Below are 21,620 nucleotides of genomic sequence, written 5' to 3'. Positions count from 1 at the left end.
ATGACCATCACCCCCGGAACCCCCAACGGCATCACCACCCAGCTGGGCGATCAGGGCTTGGGCCAGCAGCCCTGGTGGGTGGAGCAGTGGATGGAGCTGATCAACGGCTACCGCTTCAAGAAACGGCTGGAGCGCGCCTGGGAGTACGCCCGCAGCGGCAACGTGCTCTCGATTCGCTTCGAGGGGCGCCGCGTGCACGCCCGCGTGCAGGGCAGCGGCGAAGACCCCTACAAGGTGAAGCTCTGGCTGGATGTGCTCAGCGACGACGACTGGGGCTACGTGCTCGAGGCCCTTGGTCAGAAGGCCCGTTGGTCGGCTCAGCTCCTGGCGGGCGTGATGCCGCAGGACATCGAGCGCGCTTTCGCCGCCAGCGGCCGGCGCCTGTTTCCGTTCAAGTTGCAGGAGGTGCGCAGCGAATGCACCTGCCCCGACAAGATCAACCCCTGTAAACACGTGAGCGCCGTCTACTACCTGATGGGCGAGCGCTTCAGCGAAGACCCCTTCGTGCTCTTCCAGCTGCGGGGCCGCACCCGCGCCCAGCTGCTCAGCGATCTAGCGGTGCAGCGGCGGGCGCTGCTGGCAAAGAAAGCCAAAGAAGCGAAAGAGGCGGCTCCAGCCGATGCGCCCCCACAGCCAGCCGCCGAAGGCTCCCTCAATCCCGCCCCCGCAGCCATCCGCGATCCCAACCGCTGGTGGAACTACGGCGCTGCCCTCGATCCGGGGCTCGTGGTGATCACCCCAGCCATGGAGGGCGATACGGGCCTGGATGAAGCCGGCCCGTTGCCGTTGGCGGAAGACGGCCGCTTCCCCGAGGCCGGGAAGCTGTTTGTGGAGCAGCTCAAAGCCCACGGTGCCGCATGCGGCACCGCGGCGATGGCCACCGCGATGGCGGCCGGCAGCAACAACGGCGAGGGCGACGCAAGCAGCAGCGCCCAAGCCTGAGGTGATCAGCTCGCCCCGCCGCCGACGCCTGCGGCGCCTGGCCGTGGCCCAAGCCGCGGCCCCCTGGCTCACACCTGGCAAGCAACACCTTGCCTGCAGCATCCTGCGCTCGTTCGAGCGCGCGTTCGGCCGGCCGCTGCTGGCTGGCACCGCAACGCACGATGGCCTCCAAGCTGCTCAGCTGCTGTTCCGCGCTGACACCGTGGTGCTCGCCCATGACGGCGGCTCCGATCCCGCCCTGATCTACGCCAACGCCGCCGCTCTGCAGCTGTGGGAGCGCAGCTGGGCCGAAATGATCGGCATGCCCTCGCGGCTCACTGCGGAACCCCAGGAGCGCGACAGCCGCGCTCAGATGCTCGCCAACGCCCTGCAACAACACGCCAGCGAGGGTTACAGCGGCGTGCGCATCAGCCAGAGCGGCCGCCGCTTCCAGATCCACAACGCCCGCCTCTGGACCCTCTGGGGCCCCGGCGATCAACCCTGCGGCCAGGCGGCTGCGTTCAGCAGTTGGTGGTGGCTCTAGCTCAACGTTCGGTTCTCCGGAAAACACTGGTGTTGCAGCCGAACCAGGGGTGTGAGCACCGCACCAAAAGGGTCGGTTCTTGCACTACTGGCGATCAAACAAGCCGAGCACATTGGCGTTGCGGGTGAACACCCCGCACCCGCACATTCAGGAGACACAGCCATGCTGACTCTGCGCCAATCCGCTTTCGATCGCACCGCTTTTGATCGCCTCGAGTCCGACCTGTTCAAGCGACTCGAGCAACAGCTGCACACCGCCGAGCGCGTTCCCGCCGCCGAAGTGCGCGAAACCGAAGCCGGCTACAGCATCTGCCTGGAGCTGCCCGGCGTCGAGCGCGACTCGATCGACGTGAAAGCCACCGACCGCAACCTGGTGATCAGCGCTGAACGCCGCGCCCCGCAAGCCGAAAGCACCGACGGCGACCCCCAACCCACTGGCGCTGCCACCTTGCTGAGCGAAATCCGCTACGGCACCTGGAGCCGCAGCTTCCGCTTCCCCTCCGGCATCGACCGTGAAGCGGTGCAGGCCGTGTATCGCGACGGACTGCTCACGGTGGAGGTGCCCAAGGCCCAGACCCTCACCAGCGTGAGCGTGAAGGTGGAGGGCTGATGCCGGCGGCCAGGCGCCGCGATCGAGTCACACCAAACGAGACGGGATCCGCCCCGGCCTCAGGGCCGGGGCTTTGTCGTTGCAGGCAATCCTGACCCTTCCTCCTGCCGCCTTACCTACAGTTCACCCCAACCGCGAGCGGATCCCATGGCTGAGGCAGCCGTTGCCAGTACACCGCGCCTGAGCCTGCAGTGCGAGGCGATCGCCGCCGACACCACCACGATCCGCTCGCTCGACTGGGACCGCAGCCGTTTCGATATCGAGTTCGGCCTGCGCAACGGCACCACCTACAACAGCTTTCTGGTGCGGGGTGAGCGCACCGCCCTGATCGACACCAGCCATCTCAAGTTCGAGAGCACCTGGCTGCCGCTGCTGCAGGAGCAGATCGATCCCAAGGCGATCGACCACCTGATCGTGAGCCACACCGAACCCGATCACTCCGGCCTGATCGGGCACCTGATCGATCTGAATCCCGAGATCGAGATCGTGGCCTCCAAGGTGGCGATCCAGTTCCTGGAAAACCAGGTGCACCGCCCCTTCAAGAGCCGGGCCGTGAAGAGTGGCGAAGAGCTGGATCTGGGCACCAACCCAGAGAGCGGCATTCACCACCGCTTCGAGTTCCTCAGCGCCCCCAACCTGCACTGGCCAGACACGATCTTCTCGTTCGACCACGGCACCGGCATCCTCTACACCTGCGACGCCTTCGGCCTGCACTACTGCTCCGATGACGTATTCGACGTAGATCCCGGCGCCATCGCACCGGACTTCCGCTTCTATTACGACTGCCTGATGGGTCCCAACGCCCGCAGCGTGCTGCAGGCGATGAAGCGCATAGACGCGCTACCGGCGATCAACACCGTGGCCGTGGGCCATGGCCCCCTACTACGCGAGCACCTCAGCCTCTGGCTCTCCGACTACCGCGAGTGGAGCGAAGGACGCAGCAAAGGCGAGGCCTACGCGGCCGTTTGCTACGTAAGCCAGTACGGCTTCTGCGATCGGCTCAGCCAGGCGATCGCCCGCGGCATCGGCAAAGCGGAAGCCCAGGTGCAGCTGGTGGATCTGCGCGCCACCGATGCCCAGGAACTGAGCGCCCTGATCGGTGAAGCCAGCGCTGTGGTGGTGCCCACCTGGCCCGCCAATCCCGATGCCGACCTTCAGGCTTCCATCGGCACCCTGCTAGCCGCCCTGCAGCCCAAGCAGTGGGTCGCCACCTACGACGCCTACGGCGGCAACGACGAGCCGATCGACACCGTGGCCTCGCAGCTACGCGGCCTGGGCCAGAAGGAGGCCTTTGAACCGCTGCGCATCCGCCAGGTGCCCGATGGGAATGATTACCAGCGCTGCGAAGAGGCCGGCACCGACCTGGGCCAACTGCTCACGCGCGCCAAGACGATCGCCGCGATGAAGGCACTCGATGGCGACCTCGACAAAGCGCTGGGACGGCTCTCCGGCGGCCTGTATGTGGTGACCGCCCGGCAGGAGGAGCGCGCCTCCGCGATGGTGGCCAGCTGGGTGAGCCAGGCCAGCTTCGAGCCGCCCGGCATCACGGTGGCCGTGGCCAAGGACCGTGCCATCGAAGCGCTGATGCAGGTGGGCGATCGCTTCGTGCTCAACATCCTGCGGGACGACAACCACCAGCCTCTGCTGCGCCATTTCCTCAAGCGCTTCCCACCCGGCGCCGATCGCTTCGCTGGCGTGGCCACCCTCGAGGGCGTGGCAGCAGGCGGCCCCGTGCTCGGTGATGCGCTGGCCTTCCTGGGCTGCCGTGTGCAGCAACGCATGGAAGGACCCGACCACTGGGTGATCTACGCCGAAGTGGAGCAGGGCAACGTGGCCGACACCGAAGCCGCCACCGCCGTGCATCACCGCAAAGTGGGGAACCACTACTAGGTTCCACTTCGGATTGACACCCTCCAAGAACCCTTGGTATTATTAGGTTTCTTGGAGGACAGACGAACCTTAAAACGAGTTGAAGAGAGTTGAAAGTCCCCGATGGGGACTGAAACCCCACCTTCCACCGAGTTGAAGGTTTGTTGAAGAGATGACCCCCATCACCCCTCAGGACCCACAGGAAGACGAACCAAGACCCCAGAACCAGGAACAGTCCCTAGAGACCCTGAGACAGGTCGTAGGGAACCTGGACCTCACCCCAGAGGACCTTCTAATGGTCCTCTCCTCTGTGGTGTCCCTGAAACAGAAGAAGAAAGAAGAGGAGACCGAAAAAGGAAACAAGATTTTCCAGGACAAGGTTTACCTATGGGAAAACACGAAAGATAGTTTCATCTACCGAGATGGGAGAACCAAGAACGGGAACTATTACCTGAGGATTTATTGTAGAGAGACTAAGAAGGTATTCTCCAAGAGTTTAAGAACAAACTCACGAGAAGAGGGTATTGTCCTCGGAAGACAAATGTATTCCGAAACTTACGGAAAACTAATAAGAGGAGAGAAAACCAAGTCACTGACGACAAAAGACCTTATTAGGATTTATCTAGAACGGGAGGAACGGAGGATAAGTCCTCTCCCCAAGACTGGAATAACCCTGGAAACCTGGAAGACCAAAAAAGGATACTTGTCAGTCTGGAAAAAATACATTCAAGAAGAACTCAAAATGGGAGACACCAAGATTGAGAACATCCCACCAGATCTCACAAGAGATTTCCAATATTGGGTTCAACGACAAGAAAAGTCTTACTACAAGGGAACCAGATACTCACCAGATTACATCAACTCAATCGTTTCAGAAGTCAATAGAATGTACAGACAGGTTGGTGTAAGAGACAAGTTTATCTCATCCTCTCTTGTCCCCCAAATAGACTTGATGAAGAAACCACCTTCAACTCAGGTTAAACGGGACATCCTCAGAGTTGAAGAATACGAGAGATTAGTGAAATATCTCAGAACCAACGAATACCTAAGACCCGAGGGGTCCTCAACCCTGGAACAAACCAAAAGGTCCATCTTCAGAGAGTTTATCGGTATATCCTATAACACTGGTATGAGACCCAAGGAGATCCTAGGACTGACCTGGGGAGATGTCTCCATCAATGTGTCTGACACCAAAGAGAACCAGAAAATATTTCGTCTTCTCAAGGTAAGGTCTGAAAACTCAAAGACAGGAAAAATGAGAAGTGTGAATGGTCCCGTTGGACGTCGTCTGGAAAGACTTCGGGAAACCTACGAAAAGGTTGGAATGGGGTGTAGTCCGGACAAATATATCTTCAGAAACCCAACCTGGAAAAGACAAGACAAAAACATTCCATACCATCAGAAGGTCTTCACTGACAGACTGGAGAAGGTTCTAAATGAGACTGGTCTTCAGGATGAACTGGACAAGACCAACAGAAGAATAACACTTTATTCATCAAGACACTTCTACACAACACTTCGTCTTCAAAACGGACTAGACATCCACCTACTCTCAAAACAACTTGGAACATCAACGACTTACATAGACCAGACTTACTCCCACATTCAAGTTGAGACCAATACCGAAAGAATAACAAAGGGAATGTCACTCATCAGAACACTTGAAGAGGAATAGGTATATCCGTTATTCCAACAAAAGAAACCCCAAATAAACATACATCTTTATTGACTTCTTAGACGGTGTTCTATTGACTGATGTGTAAATATGGAATATACTATATAAGGTATATCAACCTTATATCACATACTTATCTGAGTGGAAATATCAGTCAGTCTCTGGGTATATTGAATATTCAATGTCTGGACCTGAAGTGTCCTTAGTATCCTACGGGTGTATCCAAATGAGAACCTTAGATAAAAGAACAGAAGGAGAACTGGTGAAACACCTGATACTGGAGAAGGTGGAAAACCTCAGTGAGGGAGAGTGGTTTTACTCAGTCATTCACTATGGTGACAGGGACGATAATGGATACATCAGGGATTGGGATTACAGAAAGGGTCTTTACCACGAACACTATATGAAAGGGGTCCACAGAAGACACAGGAACATCCTCAGGGAACACTTCGGTAGGAACATCTGTCTCGTCTTCACAATGGAAAGACACAAAAGTAAGTCAGAGAGAATAGAGGTTGGGAAAAATCTTCAATATGGAGACGAGAAGAAAGGGAAATACCACACAAACCTCCTGATAGGACCCATCACAGACCATCAAATAGAAGAACCGAAATCCAAACTCAGGAAACTATGGGACACACCTGGAGGAATGGGTGTCCCAATTATCAACCATCATTATGATGACCTTACAAACCTAAAGATAGACCTCATCAACTCTTGTCTAAGACTACATCCAGATGTAAATAAGTTCAGACCATCAGTAAAAACTCAAGTCCTCAAGACACCAGAAGACCTTTGGAATGTAGGTCATTACTCCCTGAAAGACATCACCAGAAAAGGTCTTGACTTTATGGATGTCCTGGACCGAGAAAACTCAGATATAGAACACTAAGGAGAACCAATGAAGAAAAACCAGATTTGTCTAAGTGTATCCAGAAGAAACAACAAATACCTTGAACTACTAGAGAATTACTCAATGGAGTTTAATCTCAACAAGACCCAGACAATCTTCAAGATACTAAAGGACTACAACTCTTGTAGAGTAAAGGATATGGTGAAATGAGGAAGACAATTTCCCTCTCTTCTGTCACCTATCAGATGGTTCTTGAGTTGTCCAATAAGACAAGAAAGAAACCAGAACAATGGATTGAAGAGACCATCAAAAACCAATACGAGAAATCGGTAAAATCAAAATGAAAAAGACATTCCATCAGTTCAGAGAAGAAACCTTAAAAAGGAAACTTGGTCTGAAGACACAGGAACAGGATGAACCCCAGAAAACCAGTAGGAACTCAATGGAAGTCGGGAAGATGTATTACTCACTATGTCCTGATGACCCCAAGAAATATCGGTCAATAAGACTTCAACTCAACCCTTGGACCCAGAAACTCATTCCTCAAATCTCAAATCCAGTTGAAGGTGTCCCACCAGATGAACTAGAAGAGATTTCCCCCTGGGTGGTCCAACGACTGATGAGGGTCTGAATAACAACAATGTCCCTCCAGAAGAAAGAAGAACAATGGATAAAAATTCTAAAAAGACTAAAGTTAATGGAACTCAGTATCCTAAGACTAGAGAAGACCTTATTGACCGAATGGTCAAGTCATATAGAAAAAGAAAAAGAGAACAGAAGATTGACAAACTCCTCAACTCGGACGACCACTGGAAAGGTCTCTCCTGACTGGTGTGAAACAAGACCTAGATAAACTGAGGGGATGTGAAGTCTCCAGACCTTAACCAGGACCTGTTCGTTCCCTTCAGAACAGGTCCTTTTACTATGTGGAGATGAGGTGGTCTGTCGTCCTTCTTCTGGGTCTGGTTGGGTTCTTGACCCCCGAGACCTCCTTTAGGTCCTCTCCACCCGTCAGAGAGGACCTAGAGGTCCCCTGGAACGACCCACGGACCGATAGAACCCGTTACTCCCACTGGTTCTCTTACAGAACTAATAAACCAGATATTCAATCAAAAAGTGGTTTTTTCTTTGTTCGTGACAACAAAGTATTCTGGGTATTCTTTAACACCGATTGTATCCCAGACCACAAACACATCACAATGGTGGGATACATAAACAGGAACTACGAATACAGAACCAAAGGAGAACCAGAAAGGGTTTGTTCAAGTTCCATTCAAGAGGAGAAAGGGAGACTCATCTACAAGGTCCTCTGTGACAATCAAAAGTGGTTAGACTGGACTTTGTATCCATACAGAAGTTAGTCATAGTCATCCGTAAGACCATCCCACCAACCAATCCAGTTTCAGATTCCCCTCTGTAACCCGAAGTACTCTCTAAGGACTTGACCCATCTATACTTGTATTAGTGTCAAGTGGTGTCAACCTTGAAACAAGTTCTATATTCTTTTGTCTTACTCTCGGTGTTTTCTATGAGTTCCGTCGTTCATTCCGATTCACAGGTAGAGGTGACAAGTGAAACCATAATGGAACTTGTTTCGGATATGTCAAAAGAGTTATGTGAGACGTCTAAGTCTGGAGGTATGTACCCAAGGTCAATCAACAAGATTGACAACGAAGAACGAATATGGATAATGAACACCCTAATGAAAAAGTACGACAGAGATGTGTCAATGAAACTCACTGATTTAGTCTTTAAGACATCGTTAGAAATTTGTCCTAGAAGTTTTTAAACTAAAACCATCCGTGAAACCATCCCACCGACACAACCCAGTGTTCAAAACCCTGGAAGACCCTCTGGACATCTTCTACCTCTGTTTCGGACTCCTAAGGAACACCATCAAAGAAGTCAGTCCTGAGACCTGGAGAGGTCTTCTTGGACAGACCACACCCCCAACTAAAAACTGATGGGTCCCAGTGACCTCCAGAGGTGACAAAACGAGTGAGTGATGTCGGGACCCCTTTCCTCAAAAAAAATCCCCAGGTGGTCCAGGACCCTCAAGGTCGTGAAGAGAACCCTTCGGACCAGTCAGGTGTCCCCAAGAACTGGGAAAATGGGGTCACACCAACTGGTCCCTGGACCCCCTCAGGAAGTCAGGAGACAAGTTGAAAACGGATTGAAAGTCATCTGATGACCAAGACGACCCCTCCAAACCCATTCTCCCACAAGGGTTCTCAGGGAGTGGTCGTCAAAGTGGGGAACCACTACTGAGCTCGAAACTTGAAGGCGGCTTAGCCGCGCTGGCCTCGCTTCTTCAGGGCGATTCGCAGCGCTGCATCATCGACACCTGATCCAGCCTCGAGATAATTCAGAATCATGTCGCCACCAGGCGCGACAGTCCCCAAATAGAGGCCATCACCTTCAGCTCCGTAGAGCTGCCACGCGCCCGACTCACCCTGGGGCGACAAGGTGAAATAAGCCCGCTCGGGATCGCTCCATGCACCGGAATCAACATCTCGATACTGCTTCGTAGCCTTAGCAGAAAAGCCGCGGACTTTAGTGATCACAAATTTGTAATCACCATTCAATTTATAACCTTCGCTTCGGTATCCAGACCCCTTGCCAACCCACTTTCCCTTCAGGAAATCGGCCGCGCCTCGAACATCAACAGACGCATCCCCTATCGACGCAGCCACTGCCATGGGGGAATAGCCAGCTCGCACATGCCAATCCAATCGATCGACACTCGAAATATCGAAGCCATAAGCCTCCGGGCCGGACTGAATCATTTGTTAACAGTGTCACTAACCTCTCAAAACTAATGAGCTCTCCAAAACGTCGCAAGGCGCTTCCTAAAGTTGGCCTTAGCAAAGGGAAACCCCATGGCTGCGAAGGGCGCTGAACGGTCGGTGATTCAGCTACCGCTTGAGCCGGGTTTGGTGTGCCTGCGGGGCCTCAGCCCAACGCGCCTGCGCTTCGAAGTGGAGTACGGCCTCGAGCGCGGCACCACAGCCAACAGCTTCCTATTTCTGCCGGATGGCGACGATGCGGCACTGCTGGTGCATCCGCCGGGCGCCTCCTTCGCCGAGCCCTATCTCGAAGCCCTGGCCGAGCTAGTGGCCACCGATGCCCGGCTGCAGGTGGTGGTGGGCCACACCAACCCCAACCGGGTCAAACTTCTGCGCAAGCTCGCGCAGCGCTGGCCGTTGCTGGAACTGATCAGCTCCAACCCTGGCGCCAAGCTGCTGCGCGAACTGTGGGAGCAACGCAAGCCCGCCGCCCCCGGCGCAGAGCCGGCTGCGGAAGCGGAAGCGCTGCCGCCCCTGCCACCACTCCAGGTGGTGCGCGGCGAGCTGCGGCTGGAGCGCGGCGACGGCCGCTGCATCGAGCTGCTGCCCACGCCCACACCCCGCTGGCCAGGTGGCTTGATGGCCTTTGAGGAGAACAGCGGCCTGCTGATGAGCGGCAAGTTCTTTGCTGCTCACCTCTGCAGCGAAGCCTGGGCAGAAGCCAACCGCAGCAGCACCGAGGAAGACCGCCGCTACTTCTACGACTGCCTGATGGCACCGATGGTGCGGCAGGTGGAAACGGTGCTCGATCGCGTCGACGAACTGCCGATCCGCACCATCGCGCCTGGACACGGCCCCGCCATCGCCGAGAGCTGGCGCAGCCTGCTGGTGGATTACCGGCGCTGGGGCGAAACCCAGGAACGCGCCAAGCTCTCCGTGGCTTTGCTTTACGCCAGCGCTTACGGCAACACAGCCGCCATCGCCGATGGCCTGGCCCAGGGGGTGGCACGCACCGGCGTGCGGGTGGAGAGCATCAACTGCGAATTCACGCCAGCCGAAAAACTGCTGGAGGCGATCCGCAGCTGTGATGCCGTGCTGATCGGCTCACCCACGCTGGGGGGCCATGCCCCCACGCCGATCGTGTCGGCCCTGGGCACCCTGCTGGCGGAAGGCGATCGGGCAAAGCCAGTGGGTGTATTCGGCAGCTTCGGCTGGAGCGGCGAAGCCCTCGATCTATTGGAGAGCAAGCTGCGCGATGGCGGCTTCCGCTTCGCCTTCGAGCCGATCAAGGTGAAGTTCAGCCCCGATGCGGCCACCCTCAAAACCATTGAGGAAACAGGCACGGGCCTGGGGCGCCAGTTGCAGAGCGAGCAACGCAAGGCCCAGCGCCGCGCCAGTGGCGGCGGCCTCAGCGAAAGCCGCAGCAATCCGGCCGTCCTCGCCCTGGGCCGCGTGGTGGGCTCGCTGTGCGTGCTCACCACAGTGAAGGGCAGTGGCGACAGCCAGCTCAGCGGCGCCATGGTGGCGAGCTGGGTGAGCCAGGCCAGCTTCACCCCCCCGGGCCTCACCGTGGCTGTGGCCAAGGATCGAGCCGTAGAAGCACTCCTGCACGTGGGCGATGCCTTCGCACTCAACGTGCTGGCCTCAGGCCGTGAAACCGGACCCATGAAGCAGTTCCTTCAACCCTTCGCTCCAGGAGCGGATCGTTTTGCAGGGCTTGAGCTGGAGCACAGCCCCGGCGGCCTGCCGGTGTTGCCGGAGGCGCTGGCCTGGCTGGAGTGCACGGTGCAGCAACGGATGGAGTGCGGCGACCACTGGTTGCTCTACGCCCAGGTGCAGGCCGGTGCCGTGCTCGATGCCGCCGCCACCACCGCCGTGCACCAGCGGCGCAGCGGCGCCAATTACTGAGACCGCAGCACTCACTCTCTCAGCACGAATGAGGCTCCTGGGCTGTAGCCAACACCACAGCCCAGCCGTCTCTTAACCCAAAGCGAGAATTCGGCAAATCCCAGTGGCAGCAAGCCTCCTGAGGCCTCATTTTTTGAGGCTGTAAGACCTGTTCATCACAGCCTGAAGAAAAACCGAACTCCTCGGCAACCGCTATCAGACCGGCTCAAATGATGGGGTCAGTTGGTTAGATCGATGCAGGCGGCCCTCGAACCCAACCCCGCTCGCCAGCGCTGGGTGGTGCGATACCGCGGTTTTGTGTTGATTCCCCAGAACGACCTCACCTGGCTGGTGCGGCCGGAACGCAGCCCGATGAGCCTGCTGCCGTTTCGTACGCCCGCCAGCTCCGTGGATGACGTGAAGGCCTTGATCGACTGGCGCCTGAATCAGGCGGCCTGAGGCGGTGGCGGGGTGTTGCCACCCGCCACAAACGGCAGCACCACGGTGGCCCAACGCTCGGGGCGAGCCGGGCGGCTGCGGCGAGGACGACGCACACCAAAGGGAACGCGCACCACGTTGGTGCCTTCCACGCGCAGGGTTTCTCCGCTCACAACGGCGGGCAGCAACAAATCGGCGTGCCCCTTGATCCCCGTGGTTCCCTGATCATCCGTGTTCATCGTTCCTCCCAGATACCGGTGTCACCCGATCCGCAGTGATCCCTGCAGTTGCAGCAGATCCTGCTGGAAAAGCAAGGGTGACTGCGAAAAGAAATTCCGCATTTTTCGTTCCGGCGAAATCTAAACGCAAACCCGCCGGAATCAAGTGCCGCTGAGGGTTGGCGTCGCCAACTCCTCCACCGAAGGACACGTGCACACCAGATGGCGGTCGCCATACGCGTTATCAATCCGCGCCACCGCCGGCCAGAGCTTGCTGGCCAACTGCTCCTCGCCGGCTGGATAGCCCGCCTGGGCGCGGCTGTAAGGACGATCCCACTGCTCGGCCATCACGGCCAGCAGGGTGTGGGGGGCCCGCTTGAGCGGATTATCCAGCGGATCGTTCTGGCCCGCCTCGATCGCCGCGGCCTCAGCGCGGATGGCGGCCATGGCCTGGCAGAAGCGCTCCAGCTCCGCCAATCCTTCACTTTCCGTGGGCTCCACCATCACCGTGCCCGCCACCGGCCAACTCACGGTGGGCGCGTGGAAGCCGTAATCCATCAGCCGCTTGGCCAGGTCGTCGACCTCTAGGCCAGCGCTGCGTTTAAGGGGCCGCAGATCGAGGATGCACTCATGGGCCACGCGGCCACCCGCACCGCGATAGAGCACCGGGAAATGGGGCTCCAATTGCTCGGCCAGCCAATTGGCGGCCAGCAGGGCCACCGCCGAGGCCTGGCGTAGGCCGGCGCCACCCATCATCCGGATGTACATCCAGCTGATCGGCAGGATGCTGGCGCTGCCCCAGGGGGCGGCGCTCACCGGCCCGATCGCCTGCGCACCGCCGCAACGCTCCGCAAGGGGATGGCCCGGCAGGAACGGCAGGAGATGCTCCGCCACCGCAATCGGACCCACGCCGGGGCCACCGCCGCCGTGGGGGATGCAGAAGGTTTTATGCAGGTTGAGGTGGCACACATCGGCGCCATAGAGCCCCGGTTTGGCCAGGCCCACCTGGGCGTTGAGATTGGCGCCATCCAGGTACACCTGGCCGCCGTGGTCGTGAATGAGCGCGCAGATCTCTTGAATCCCCTGCTCAAACACCCCATGGGTGGAGGGATAGGTGACCATCAGGGCGGCCAGGCGATCGCTGTGCTGCTCGGCCTTGGCCTGCAGGTCGGCGCGATCGATATTGCCCTGCTCATCGCAGGCCACGGGAACCACCTGCAACCCCGCCATCACCGCGCTGGCGGGGTTGGTGCCATGGGCGCTGGTGGGGATCAGGCACACCGTGCGCTGCTGCTGCCCGCGGCTGCGCTGCCAGGCGCGGATCACCAACAAGCCGGCGTACTCCCCCTGGGAACCGGCGTTGGGCTGCAGCGACACACCGGCAAAGCCGGTGATCGCCGCCAGCCATTGCTCCAGGTCGGCCACCAGCCGGCGATAGCCGGCGCTCTGGTCCGCCGGAGCAAATGGATGCAACCCAGCGAAAGCCGGCCAGCTCACCGGCTGCAGCTCGGCCGCCGCATTCAGCTTCATCGTGCAGCTGCCCAGCGGGATCATCCCGTGCACCAGCGAAAAGTCGCGGGCCGCTAGACGCTGGATGTAGCGCAGCAGTTCGGTTTCGCTGCGGTAGCGCTGGAACACGGGCTGCTGCAGCCAGGGCCGATGGCGACAGGGCACCACATCGCCCCAAAGCAAGCGCTCGGGGGCCTCGCTGCAGTGGGCGTCACGCAGCTCCTGCTGCAACGCCCGCCAAAGGGTGGCGGCGCAGGGCTGAGGGGCACCAGCCGCGGAAGCCAGGGCCTCCAGCAAGCGCTGGAGTTCGGCCACGCTGCTGCGTTCATCCAGGGTGATCGCCAGACCACCAGCCTCCGGCCGCAGATTGAACCCCGCCGATTCCGCCGCCGCCAACAAAGCCGGAGCCTGAGGCGACTGCAGCCGCAAGGTGTCGAACCCACAGCCGGGTTCAGCGACCAGCCCGCAGCCAGCCAGGGCGCGCCGCAACAGCTCGCGCAGCAGCAACACCCGCCGGGCGATCGCCGCCAGGCCCTCCGGGCCGTGATGCACGGCATAGAACCCGGCCATCACAGCCAGGAGCACCTGGGCCGTGCAGATGTTGCTGGTGGCCTTGTCGCGGCGGATGTGCTGCTCGCGGGTTTGCAGGGCCAGGCGCAGGGCGGGCCGGCCTTCTGCATCGAGGGATTGGCCCACCAGCCGGCCGGGGATGCGGCGCTGATGGGTGGTGGTGGTGGCAAAAAAGGCCGCATGGGGCCCGCCGAACCCGAGGGGGATCCCGAAGCGCTGGCTGTTGCCGATGGCGATCTCCGCCCCCAGCTCCCCCACCGGGGCCAAGAGCACCTGCGCCAGGGGGTCCACAGCAGCCGTCACGATCAAACCCGCCGCCCTGGCCGCCACGATCAGCTCCGCAGGGTTGGTAAGCCCACCGCCGGCGCCGGGCAACTGCAGCAGCAAGCCAAAAGCGCCCGCAAACGGCTCGGCTCCGCCTTCGGCAGCCTCCAGCAAGGCTGCAGGCTCCACCGACACCAGCTCAATGCCGAGGGGCTCGGCGCGGGTCTGCAGCACCGCCCAGGTTTGCGGAAGCACTTGGGCATCCACCAAAAAGCGCTGGGCACTGGCCTCGCGACACACGCCAAAGCTGAGGCTCATCGCCTCGGCAGCGGCGGTGGCCTCATCCAGGAGCGAGGCATTGGCAATCGGCAAACCCGTGAGCTCACTGATCAGGGTCTGAAAGTTGAGCAGTGCCTCGAGTCGCCCCTGGCTGATTTCAGCCTGATAGGGGGTGTAGGCCGTGTACCAGGCCGGGTTTTCAAACACGTGGCGCTGCAGCAGCGCCGGCGTGACGCAATCGTGATAGCCCAGGCCGATCAAGCTGCGGCGCACCTGATTCGCCGCCGCAATTTGCTGCAGTTCCTCCAGGGCCTCGGCCTCGCTGCAACCGAGCGGCAGGCCCTCCGCAGCGGCGGCGGCATCGAGCCGGATGGCCGGCGGCACCACCTCATCGATCAAGCCTTCCAGCGAGCTGAGCCCCAGCTGAGCAAGCATCTGCGCCTGCTCGGCCACCGTAGGGCCGATGTGGCGGGCAACGAACTCAGTGTCCATCCACCTTGGCGCTGTAGGTGGCGGCATCCATCAGCGCATCGATCTGTGCGGGCTCACTGGGGCGCACTAACAGCAGCCAACCCTCGCCATAGGGGTCGTTCTGCAGCTCTTCGGGGCTAGCCAAGACCGCTTCGTTGCGCGCCTCAATCACGCCGCTGATGGGCGCCAACAACTCCTCCACGGCCTTGACTGATTCCACGGTGCCGAAGCTGCTGCCCTGGCTGAGGCTGGCGCCCACCTTGGGCAGCTCCACAAACACGATGTCGCCCAGCTGATCCACGGCAAAGGCGCTGACACCGATGCGGGCCAGCTCCCCCTCCGCGCGGACGAATTCATGGCTGTCGGCGTAACGGCAGTCGTCGGGGGTACTGAAAGCCATGGGTGCCGCCTGGGCGGTTGCTGCGCTGCAGTCTGTCGGAAATCAGCGGCGCGGGGCTACGACGTGTCACTGCATCGGGCCTGACTCAGCCTGCCGCCGGCCCACACCAACCGCCTTCCGCCAGCGCCAGCAAGGCCCGCTCCAGGGCCAGCTCAGCGTGGGCAGCGGTGGTGCCGCCCTGGGCATAGAGCACGTAGGGCTCGCGCAGGGGGCCGTCGGCGGAGAACTCACTGGTGCTGCCGTCGATGAAAGTGCCGCCGGCCATCACCAGTTCGCTGGCGTAGCCGGGCATCGGCGCGGGCACGGGATCGAGGTAGCTGCCCACCGGTGAACAGCCCTGGAACGCCCGGCACACCGCCTTGAGCGGCTCCGGTGAACCGAAACGTACCGCCTGAATCACATCGCTGCGCACCCCACCCACCAGCGGTTTCACGGCATAGCCCAACCCTTCAAACACGGCGGCGGTGAGCTCGGCGCAGAGCAGGGCTTCCGTGACCATCTGCGGCGCGAGGAACAAGCCCTGGAACAGCAATCGGTGCAGATCAAAGCCCGTACCGCCCTCACTGCCGATGCCCGGTGCCGTGAGCCGGCAGCAGGCCTGCTCCACCAGCTCCGCCCGGCCGGCCACATAGCCCCCGGTGGGAGCGATCGTGCCGCCCAGGTTTTTGATCAAGGAGCCCGCCATCAGATCCGCACCCACGGCCGTGGGCTCCAGCAGCTCCACCAGCTCGCCGTAGCAGTTGTCGACAAACACCAGGCAGCCGGGCTGGATCGCTTTCACCTGCTCCACCAGCCGGCCGATCTGCTCCACCGTGAGTGAAGGCCGCCAGCTGTAGCCACAGCTGCGCTGGATCAGCACCATGCGGGTGGGCGGCGCCAGCGCCTCGGCGATGCCGGCTTCGTTCACCGTGCCGTCTGGCAGCAGGTCGAGCTCGTCGTAGGCGATGCCGAATTCGGCCAGCGATCCCTGGCCCTCGCCGCGGATGCCGATCACCTCCTCGAGGGTGTCGTAAGGGCGACCCGTGAGCGCCAGCAAGCGATCGCCAGGGCGCAGCACGCCATACAGAGCCGCTGCAATGGCATGGGTGCCGCTCACAAACTGCAGCCGCACCGCAGCCGCCTCGGCCTGCAGCACCCGTGCAAACACACGATCGAGCACCTCCCGGCCCAGATCGCCATGGCCGTAGCCGCTCACCGAGGCGAAGTGGTGCACCCCGAGGCGCTCAGCGCGGAACGCCCCCAGCACCCGTTCCAACCGCGGCTTCACGCCGGCGCGGCGCCGCTGGGCCAACGGCGCCGTGCGCTCCAGGGCAGCGGCCAGCTGATCGGCCACCCAGGCCTGATGGGGTGCGCTCATGCCAAACAACAACGCAACCCCATGCTGCAGGCCGCGTGCCGGTCGATCATCCGTCTAGATTTTTTCGGATTGGTGTGTTGGTTACAGCGCCCTGCTGCGACCAGCCACCCCAGGCCAGTGGTGCGTGGGTCCCAACGGGACCCAACCAGCGAACCAGAGCCTGCGCATCCTCTAGGAGTTCACTTTGGTACTTGCCCAAGATGCCGCCTCCGCGGCACGCAACCAGCGCGTCAGCGTTGAGCTGGAGGGTGGTTCAGGCAGCTACAGCGAAGCCCAGGAAGCACGCATGCGGGCCGCCTTGGTGGTGCCCCGCGCACCGCTGCCTCGCAGCCAGAGGAAATACAAGCTGGGCACCACCGGCTTCATGTTGGCGATCCACGTGGGCGCCGTGTTTGCCCTTCTGCCCCAGTACTGGAGCTGGCAAGGCGTTGCGGTGCTGGCGGTTCTGTACTGGACCACGGTGCTGGGGGTGACCCTCGGCCTGCACCGCTTGGTGGCCCACCGCAGCTTTGTGGCTCCGAAGTGGGTGGAGCGGGTGCTGGTGCTGATGGGCACCCTGGCCTGCCAGAGCGGCCCGATCGAGTGGGTGGGCCTGCACCGCCACCACCACAAATTCTCCGACCAGCCCAACGACCACCACGACGCCGCCCGCGGCCTGTGGTGGGCCCACAGCGACTGGATGCTGCACGACATCCCGGCCATCAAGGAGCTGCATCGCTTCACCGGCGACATGCTCCAGGACCCCTTCTACCGCTGGCTCGATCGCTGGTTCCTGCTGCTGCAGATCCCCCTGGGCGCGGCCCTCTACTGGTATGGCAATGCCGCACAGGTGCATGGCGGTGGACTCGGCCTGGTGCTCTGGGCCATCCCCCTGCGGCTGGTGCTCGTGTATCACGTGACCTGGCTGGTGAACTCCGCCACCCACGCCTTCGGCTACCGCAACTTCGACTGCCCCGATCTCTCGCGCAACTGCTGGTGGGTGGCGATCCTGAGCTTCGGCGAGGGCTGGCACAACAACCACCACGCCCACCCCTCCAGCGCCCGCCATGGCCTGCGCTGGTTTGAGTTCGACATCACCTGGCAGCACATCAAGCTGCTGCGCGCCCTGGGCTGGGCCAAGCGCATCCGCGAGGCGCGCTATCCCGCTTGAAGCTGCCGGCGGATCGCTTCCGCCAGATCAGCCTCCCCATTCTCTGAGCCCGGTTGCACCAGCAGCCGGGCTTTTTGGCGCAAGAGCTCCAGAAACTGATCGGCGCTGAGCTCCTCCTCCTGGGTAGCCCCCAGCGCCGCCAGGGTGAGGCGCAAATCATTCAGCTCCGCATCCAGTTCCTCGGCGCTGAAGTCGCGCTGGCCGGCCATCACCTCCGCAAAACGCTCACGCCGCTGCCGCTTCTCCACCGGGTAAGCCGCCAGCACGGGCTCACGGCAGAGCCGCCAGGGGCGCCCGGCCGTGAACAGCTCCGCCAGGGCAGCGCTCAGGCCCGCGGCTTCTGCCGCCTGGATCCGCAGATCGAAGCCGGCCGGCAAGGCTCTGAGCCCCACGAAGATCTCGAACAGCTGGGCTGGGCCCAGGGCCGCGCCATCGTTGGCCAGCAGCGGCAGGGCTGAGGCCTCAAGCGCACTGAGCAGCTCCGGCTGATCCGCCAACTGCTCGGCCAGCGGGGCGGCCAGACCCGAGGCACCGGCCTGATGCGCCAGCAGCTGATTGATCCGCCCCAGCGCCACGAACAACTCCGGACCCGGCGAAGCGAGCTTGCGGTTGCGCAGGTTGGAGAGCTGGGAGTTGTGCACGCGGCCCAGCTCCAGACGCTCCGCCAGGGCCGGCAACACCCGCTGACTCCAACCATTGCGCTCGTGCCACACCTTGATCAGATGCCCGAACGCATCGCGACCCGCTTCGAGTTCACTCCGATAATCCACTTGATACGGATCCGTAGTGCTACCATTTTATCGGAAACACACGGAGGGCCCGTGACGGCCACCATCACCAGCCTCGGAAGCGTGCGGCACCTGCACCGGCCGCGCGGCGCGCAGCACGCGATCCCCTCGCTCAATAGCGACCCCCAGGGGCGTGACTGGGTCGTGATCCTGTTCATGGGCGCCCTCCATGTGCTCGCCCTGGTGGCACTGCTCCCCCAGTTCTGGAGCCTCACCGCCATCGGCACCCTGGCGGTTCTGTATTGGGTCACCGCCTGCCTGGGCGTGACCATCGGCTACCACCGGCTGCTCAGCCACCGCGCTTTCCGGGTGCCCCGCTGGCTGGAGCGCTTCTTCGCCACCTGCGGCGCCCTCAGCTGCCAACACGGCCCGATCGACTGGGTGGGCCTGCATCGCCACCACCATAAGTTTTCTGATACGGAACCGGATCACCACAACAGCCACCGCGGCTTCTGGTGGAGCCACATGGGCTGGATGTTCCGTCCCATCCCGGCCAAGGGAGCGATTCCGCGCCTCACGGGCGATCTGGCCGCCGATCCCTACTACCGCTGGCTGAACACCAACTTCCTGCTCCTGCAACTGCCCCTGGCCGGCCTGCTCTTCTGGCTCGGCACCATCACCGGCGCCGGCGGCTGGGCCCTCGTGCTCTGGGGCATCCCCCTGCGCCTGGTGCTCGTGTATCACGCCACCTGGCTGGTGAACTCCGCCACCCACCGCTGGGGCTACGTGCTCCACGACAGCGGCGACGGCTCCCGTAACAACCCCTGGGTGGCCGCCGTGACCTTCGGCGAGGGCTGGCACAACACCCACCACGCCTACCCCCACTCCGCCCGCCACGGCTGGGGCCGCCGCGAGCCCGACCTCACCTGGCTGCACATCCGCGCCATGCAGCGCCTCGGCCTGGCCAGCCAGGTGCGGCTGCCGGCGCCGCTCACACAAGGTGCTCAGGCACCCGTGGCGTAGGCTCATCAATCGCCCATCCGTTGATCGTTAGTACGTAGATCCCATGGCCAAGCGCGTTTCTGTGGTCCTCAGCGAGGACGTCCTCAGCCTGGGTAAGGACGGCGATCTGGTGGAGGTGGCTCCCGGCTACGCCCGCAACTTCCTGCTGCCCCAGGGCAAGGCTGTGCCCGTCACCCCCGCCGTGATGCGCCAGGTGGAGCACCGCCGCGCCAAGGAAGCCGAGCGTCAAGCCGCCCTCAAGGCTGAGGCCGTGGCCTTCCGCACCGCCCTCGACACCATCGGCCGCTTCACCGTGAAGAAGCAGACCGGCGGCGATGACGTGCTGTTCGGCACCGTGACCAACGGCGATGTGGCCGAGGCCATCGAAGCCGCCACCAAGAAGGAAGTGGATCGCCGCGACATCATCGTTCCCGAAATCCACCGCACCGGCGCCTACAAGGTGCAGGTGAAGCTCCACAGCGAAGTGACCGCAGAAATCAACCTGGAAGTGGTGAGCCACTGATCCAGGCGATCTCCGCATCGACCGCCATCCACGGGTTGCCGCACGCAACCGTGGCGAGACAATGGTGATCCCCTTTGCCGTCAGGCCCTGCAGGGTCTGGCGGTTTTTTGTTCCCTACCACCCCTCTTCGGCGGCACCCCGGCCATGGTGAGCGTTCCCCTCAGCAACCTCGATCCCGAAGAGGGTCAGGGCCGCCGGCCAGGCTCCCGCGGCCGCCCCCGCGACGAAGCCAACTTCGAGGCCATGCCGGATGGCGTGCCACCGCAGAACCTCGAAGCCGAGGAGGCCGTGCTGGGCGGCATCCTGCTCGACCCGGACGCGATCGGCCGCGTGGCCGATGTGCTGCAGCCGGAGGCCTTCTATCTCACGGCCCACCGCGAGATCTACCGCACCGCTCTGATGCTGCACGGCCAGGGCAAACCCACCGACCTCACCGCGATGACCGCCTGGCTGGCGGACACCGGCGCCCTGGAGAAGGTGGGTGGCAGCGGCCGGCTGGTGGAGCTGGTGGAGCGCACCCTCTCCACCGCCTCGATCGACCAGGTGGCGCGCCTGGTGATGGACAAGTTTCTGCGCCGCCAGCTGATCCGCTCCGGCAACGAGGTGATCCAGCTCGGCTTCGATCAGAGCAAGCCGATGGAGCAGGTGCTCGATGAAGCGGAGCAGAAGATCTTCGCCATCAGCCAGGAGAAACCGAGCGTCGGCCTCACCCCCACGGCCGAGATCCTCACCGCCACCTTCAACGAGATCGAAAGCCGCTCGTTGGGCACGGCGGTGGCTGGCATCCCGGTGAACTTCTACGACCTGGATGCGATGACCCAGGGGCTGCAGCGCAGCGACCTGATCATCATTGCCGGCCGCCCCGCCATGGGCAAAACCGCGATCACGCTCAACCTGGCCAAGAACGTGGCCCAGCTGCACAACCTGCCGGTGTGCGTGTTTTCGCTCGAGATGAGCAAGGAGCAGCTCACCTACCGCCTGCTGGCGATGGAGGTGGGCATCGAAAGCGGCCGCCTGCGCACCGGCCGGCTGCAGCCAGAGGAGTGGCCGCTGCTGGGCCAGGGCATCAGCACCCTCGGCCAGATGCCGATTTATATCGACGACAAACCCAACGCCGGCGTGCTCGAGATGCGCTCGCTCTGCCGGCGGCTGATGGCCGAATCCGGCAAGGAGCTCGGCTTGGTGGTGATCGACTACCTGCAGCTGATGGAAGGCGGCGGCTCCGACAACCGCGTGCAGGAGCTCTCCCGCATCACCCGGGGCCTCAAACAGATGGCCCGCGAACTGAACGTGCCGGTGATCGCCCTTTCCCAGCTCAGCCGGGGCGTGGAGGCCCGCACCAACAAACGCCCGATGCTCTCGGACCTGCGGGAATCGGGCTCAATCGAGCAGGACGCCGACCTGGTGCTGATGATCTACCGCGACGAGTACTACAACCCCGATACGCCCGATCGCGGCATCACCGAAATCATCGTGACCAAGCACCGCAACGGCCCGGTGGGCACGGTGAAGCTGCTGTTTGAGCCGCAGTTCACCCGCTTCCGCAACCTGGCCGCGCCCTAGCGTC

At 61.4% G+C, this 21,620-nt stretch carries 18 protein-coding genes; 12 read left to right on the top strand and 6 right to left on the bottom strand.

Annotation, left to right across the window (positions count from 1 at the left end):
- From KUL97_RS11850 to KUL97_RS11825, 6 genes are all read left to right on the top strand, one after another.
- On the top strand, window positions 1-942 hold the full coding sequence (locus KUL97_RS11850; RefSeq protein WP_217797159.1) for an SWIM zinc finger family protein: 942 nt from the start codon (window positions 1-3) through the stop codon (window positions 940-942).
- A gap of 4 nt (window positions 943-946) precedes the next feature.
- A complete protein-coding gene (locus tag KUL97_RS11845; protein WP_217797330.1) occupies window positions 947-1,465 on the top strand; it encodes an MEKHLA domain-containing protein in 519 nt (172 codons plus the stop codon).
- A gap of 162 nt (window positions 1,466-1,627) precedes the next feature.
- Complete coding sequence (locus KUL97_RS11840; RefSeq protein ID WP_217797158.1) at window positions 1,628-2,074, top strand: Hsp20/alpha crystallin family protein; 447 nt, start codon at window positions 1,628-1,630, stop codon at window positions 2,072-2,074.
- Window positions 2,075-2,221: 147 nt separating this feature from the next.
- Complete coding sequence (locus KUL97_RS11835) at window positions 2,222-3,964, top strand: diflavin flavoprotein (RefSeq protein WP_217797157.1); 1,743 nt, start codon at window positions 2,222-2,224, stop codon at window positions 3,962-3,964.
- Window positions 3,965-4,115: 151 nt separating this feature from the next.
- Window positions 4,116-5,618, top strand: a complete 1,503-nt coding sequence (locus tag KUL97_RS11830) for a tyrosine-type recombinase/integrase (RefSeq protein WP_217797156.1) — start codon at window positions 4,116-4,118, stop codon at window positions 5,616-5,618.
- Between the two features lie 181 nt (window positions 5,619-5,799).
- The gene (locus tag KUL97_RS11825; protein WP_217797155.1) at window positions 5,800-6,510 is read left to right on the top strand and encodes a hypothetical protein; all 711 of its coding nucleotides are present in this window, start codon (window positions 5,800-5,802) and stop codon (window positions 6,508-6,510) included.
- A 2,249-nt stretch (window positions 6,511-8,759) separates the two neighbouring features.
- On the opposite strand, the gene KUL97_RS11820 is transcribed toward KUL97_RS11825, so the two are convergent.
- Window positions 8,760-9,257 carry a hypothetical protein gene (locus KUL97_RS11820; protein WP_217797154.1) on the bottom strand — a complete coding sequence of 166 codons (498 nt, stop codon included), beginning with the start codon at window positions 9,255-9,257 and terminating at the stop codon, window positions 8,760-8,762.
- Between the two features lie 93 nt (window positions 9,258-9,350).
- Here KUL97_RS11820 and KUL97_RS11815 point away from each other — a divergent pair, with 93 nt between their 5' ends.
- A complete protein-coding gene (locus tag KUL97_RS11815; RefSeq protein WP_217797153.1) occupies window positions 9,351-11,165 on the top strand; it encodes a diflavin flavoprotein in 1,815 nt (604 codons plus the stop codon).
- Between the two features lie 234 nt (window positions 11,166-11,399).
- Window positions 11,400-11,603, top strand: a complete 204-nt coding sequence (locus KUL97_RS11810; RefSeq protein ID WP_217797152.1) for a hypothetical protein — start codon at window positions 11,400-11,402, stop codon at window positions 11,601-11,603.
- Here KUL97_RS11810 and KUL97_RS11805 read toward each other — a convergent pair.
- From KUL97_RS11805 to KUL97_RS11790, 4 genes are all read right to left on the bottom strand, one after another.
- On the bottom strand, window positions 11,591-11,821 hold the full coding sequence (locus tag KUL97_RS11805) for a hypothetical protein (protein ID WP_217797151.1): 231 nt from the start codon (window positions 11,819-11,821) through the stop codon (window positions 11,591-11,593). The genes KUL97_RS11810 and KUL97_RS11805 overlap by 13 nt on opposite strands.
- Before the next feature lie 141 nt (window positions 11,822-11,962).
- Window positions 11,963-14,914: an aminomethyl-transferring glycine dehydrogenase gene (gene gcvP / locus KUL97_RS11800; RefSeq protein ID WP_217797150.1), complete on the bottom strand. Its 2,952-nt coding sequence runs from the start codon at window positions 14,912-14,914 to the stop codon at window positions 11,963-11,965.
- Window positions 14,904-15,293: a glycine cleavage system protein GcvH gene (gene gcvH / locus KUL97_RS11795; protein WP_217797149.1), complete on the bottom strand. Its 390-nt coding sequence runs from the start codon at window positions 15,291-15,293 to the stop codon at window positions 14,904-14,906. The genes gcvP and gcvH overlap by 11 nt, the downstream gene beginning before the upstream one ends.
- An 85-nt stretch (window positions 15,294-15,378) precedes the next feature.
- On the bottom strand, window positions 15,379-16,650 hold the full coding sequence (locus KUL97_RS11790) for a methionine gamma-lyase family protein (RefSeq protein ID WP_217797148.1): 1,272 nt from the start codon (window positions 16,648-16,650) through the stop codon (window positions 15,379-15,381).
- A 286-nt stretch (window positions 16,651-16,936) separates the two neighbouring features.
- Here KUL97_RS11790 and KUL97_RS11785 point away from each other — a divergent pair, with 286 nt between their 5' ends.
- On the top strand, window positions 16,937-17,800 hold the full coding sequence (locus tag KUL97_RS11785; protein WP_217797329.1) for a fatty acid desaturase: 864 nt from the start codon (window positions 16,937-16,939) through the stop codon (window positions 17,798-17,800).
- Here KUL97_RS11785 and KUL97_RS11780 read toward each other — a convergent pair.
- Window positions 17,788-18,570, bottom strand: coding sequence for a hypothetical protein (locus tag KUL97_RS11780; RefSeq protein WP_217797147.1), 783 nt, complete (start codon window positions 18,568-18,570; stop codon window positions 17,788-17,790). The genes KUL97_RS11785 and KUL97_RS11780 overlap by 13 nt on opposite strands.
- 120 nt (window positions 18,571-18,690) lie before the next feature.
- On the opposite strand from KUL97_RS11780, the gene KUL97_RS11775 reads away from it, so the two are divergent.
- The 3 genes from KUL97_RS11775 to dnaB all read left to right on the top strand — a co-directional run bounded on the left by KUL97_RS11775 (window position 18,691) and on the right by dnaB (window position 21,616).
- Complete coding sequence (locus KUL97_RS11775) at window positions 18,691-19,551, top strand: acyl-CoA desaturase (RefSeq protein WP_368656164.1); 861 nt, start codon at window positions 18,691-18,693, stop codon at window positions 19,549-19,551.
- A 43-nt stretch (window positions 19,552-19,594) separates the two neighbouring features.
- A complete protein-coding gene (gene rplI / locus KUL97_RS11770; protein ID WP_217797146.1) occupies window positions 19,595-20,053 on the top strand; it encodes a 50S ribosomal protein L9 in 459 nt (152 codons plus the stop codon).
- A 144-nt stretch (window positions 20,054-20,197) separates the two neighbouring features.
- Window positions 20,198-21,616: a replicative DNA helicase gene (gene dnaB / locus KUL97_RS11765; protein ID WP_217797145.1), complete on the top strand. Its 1,419-nt coding sequence runs from the start codon at window positions 20,198-20,200 to the stop codon at window positions 21,614-21,616.
- Window positions 21,617-21,620 lie beyond the last annotated feature (4 nt).

Origin of the sequence: Synechococcus sp. HK05, assembly GCF_019104765.1 — a bacterium.
Lineage (GTDB): Bacteria > Cyanobacteriota > Cyanobacteriia > PCC-6307 > Cyanobiaceae > Vulcanococcus.
This window is presented reverse-complemented; position numbering and strand designations above follow the sequence as displayed.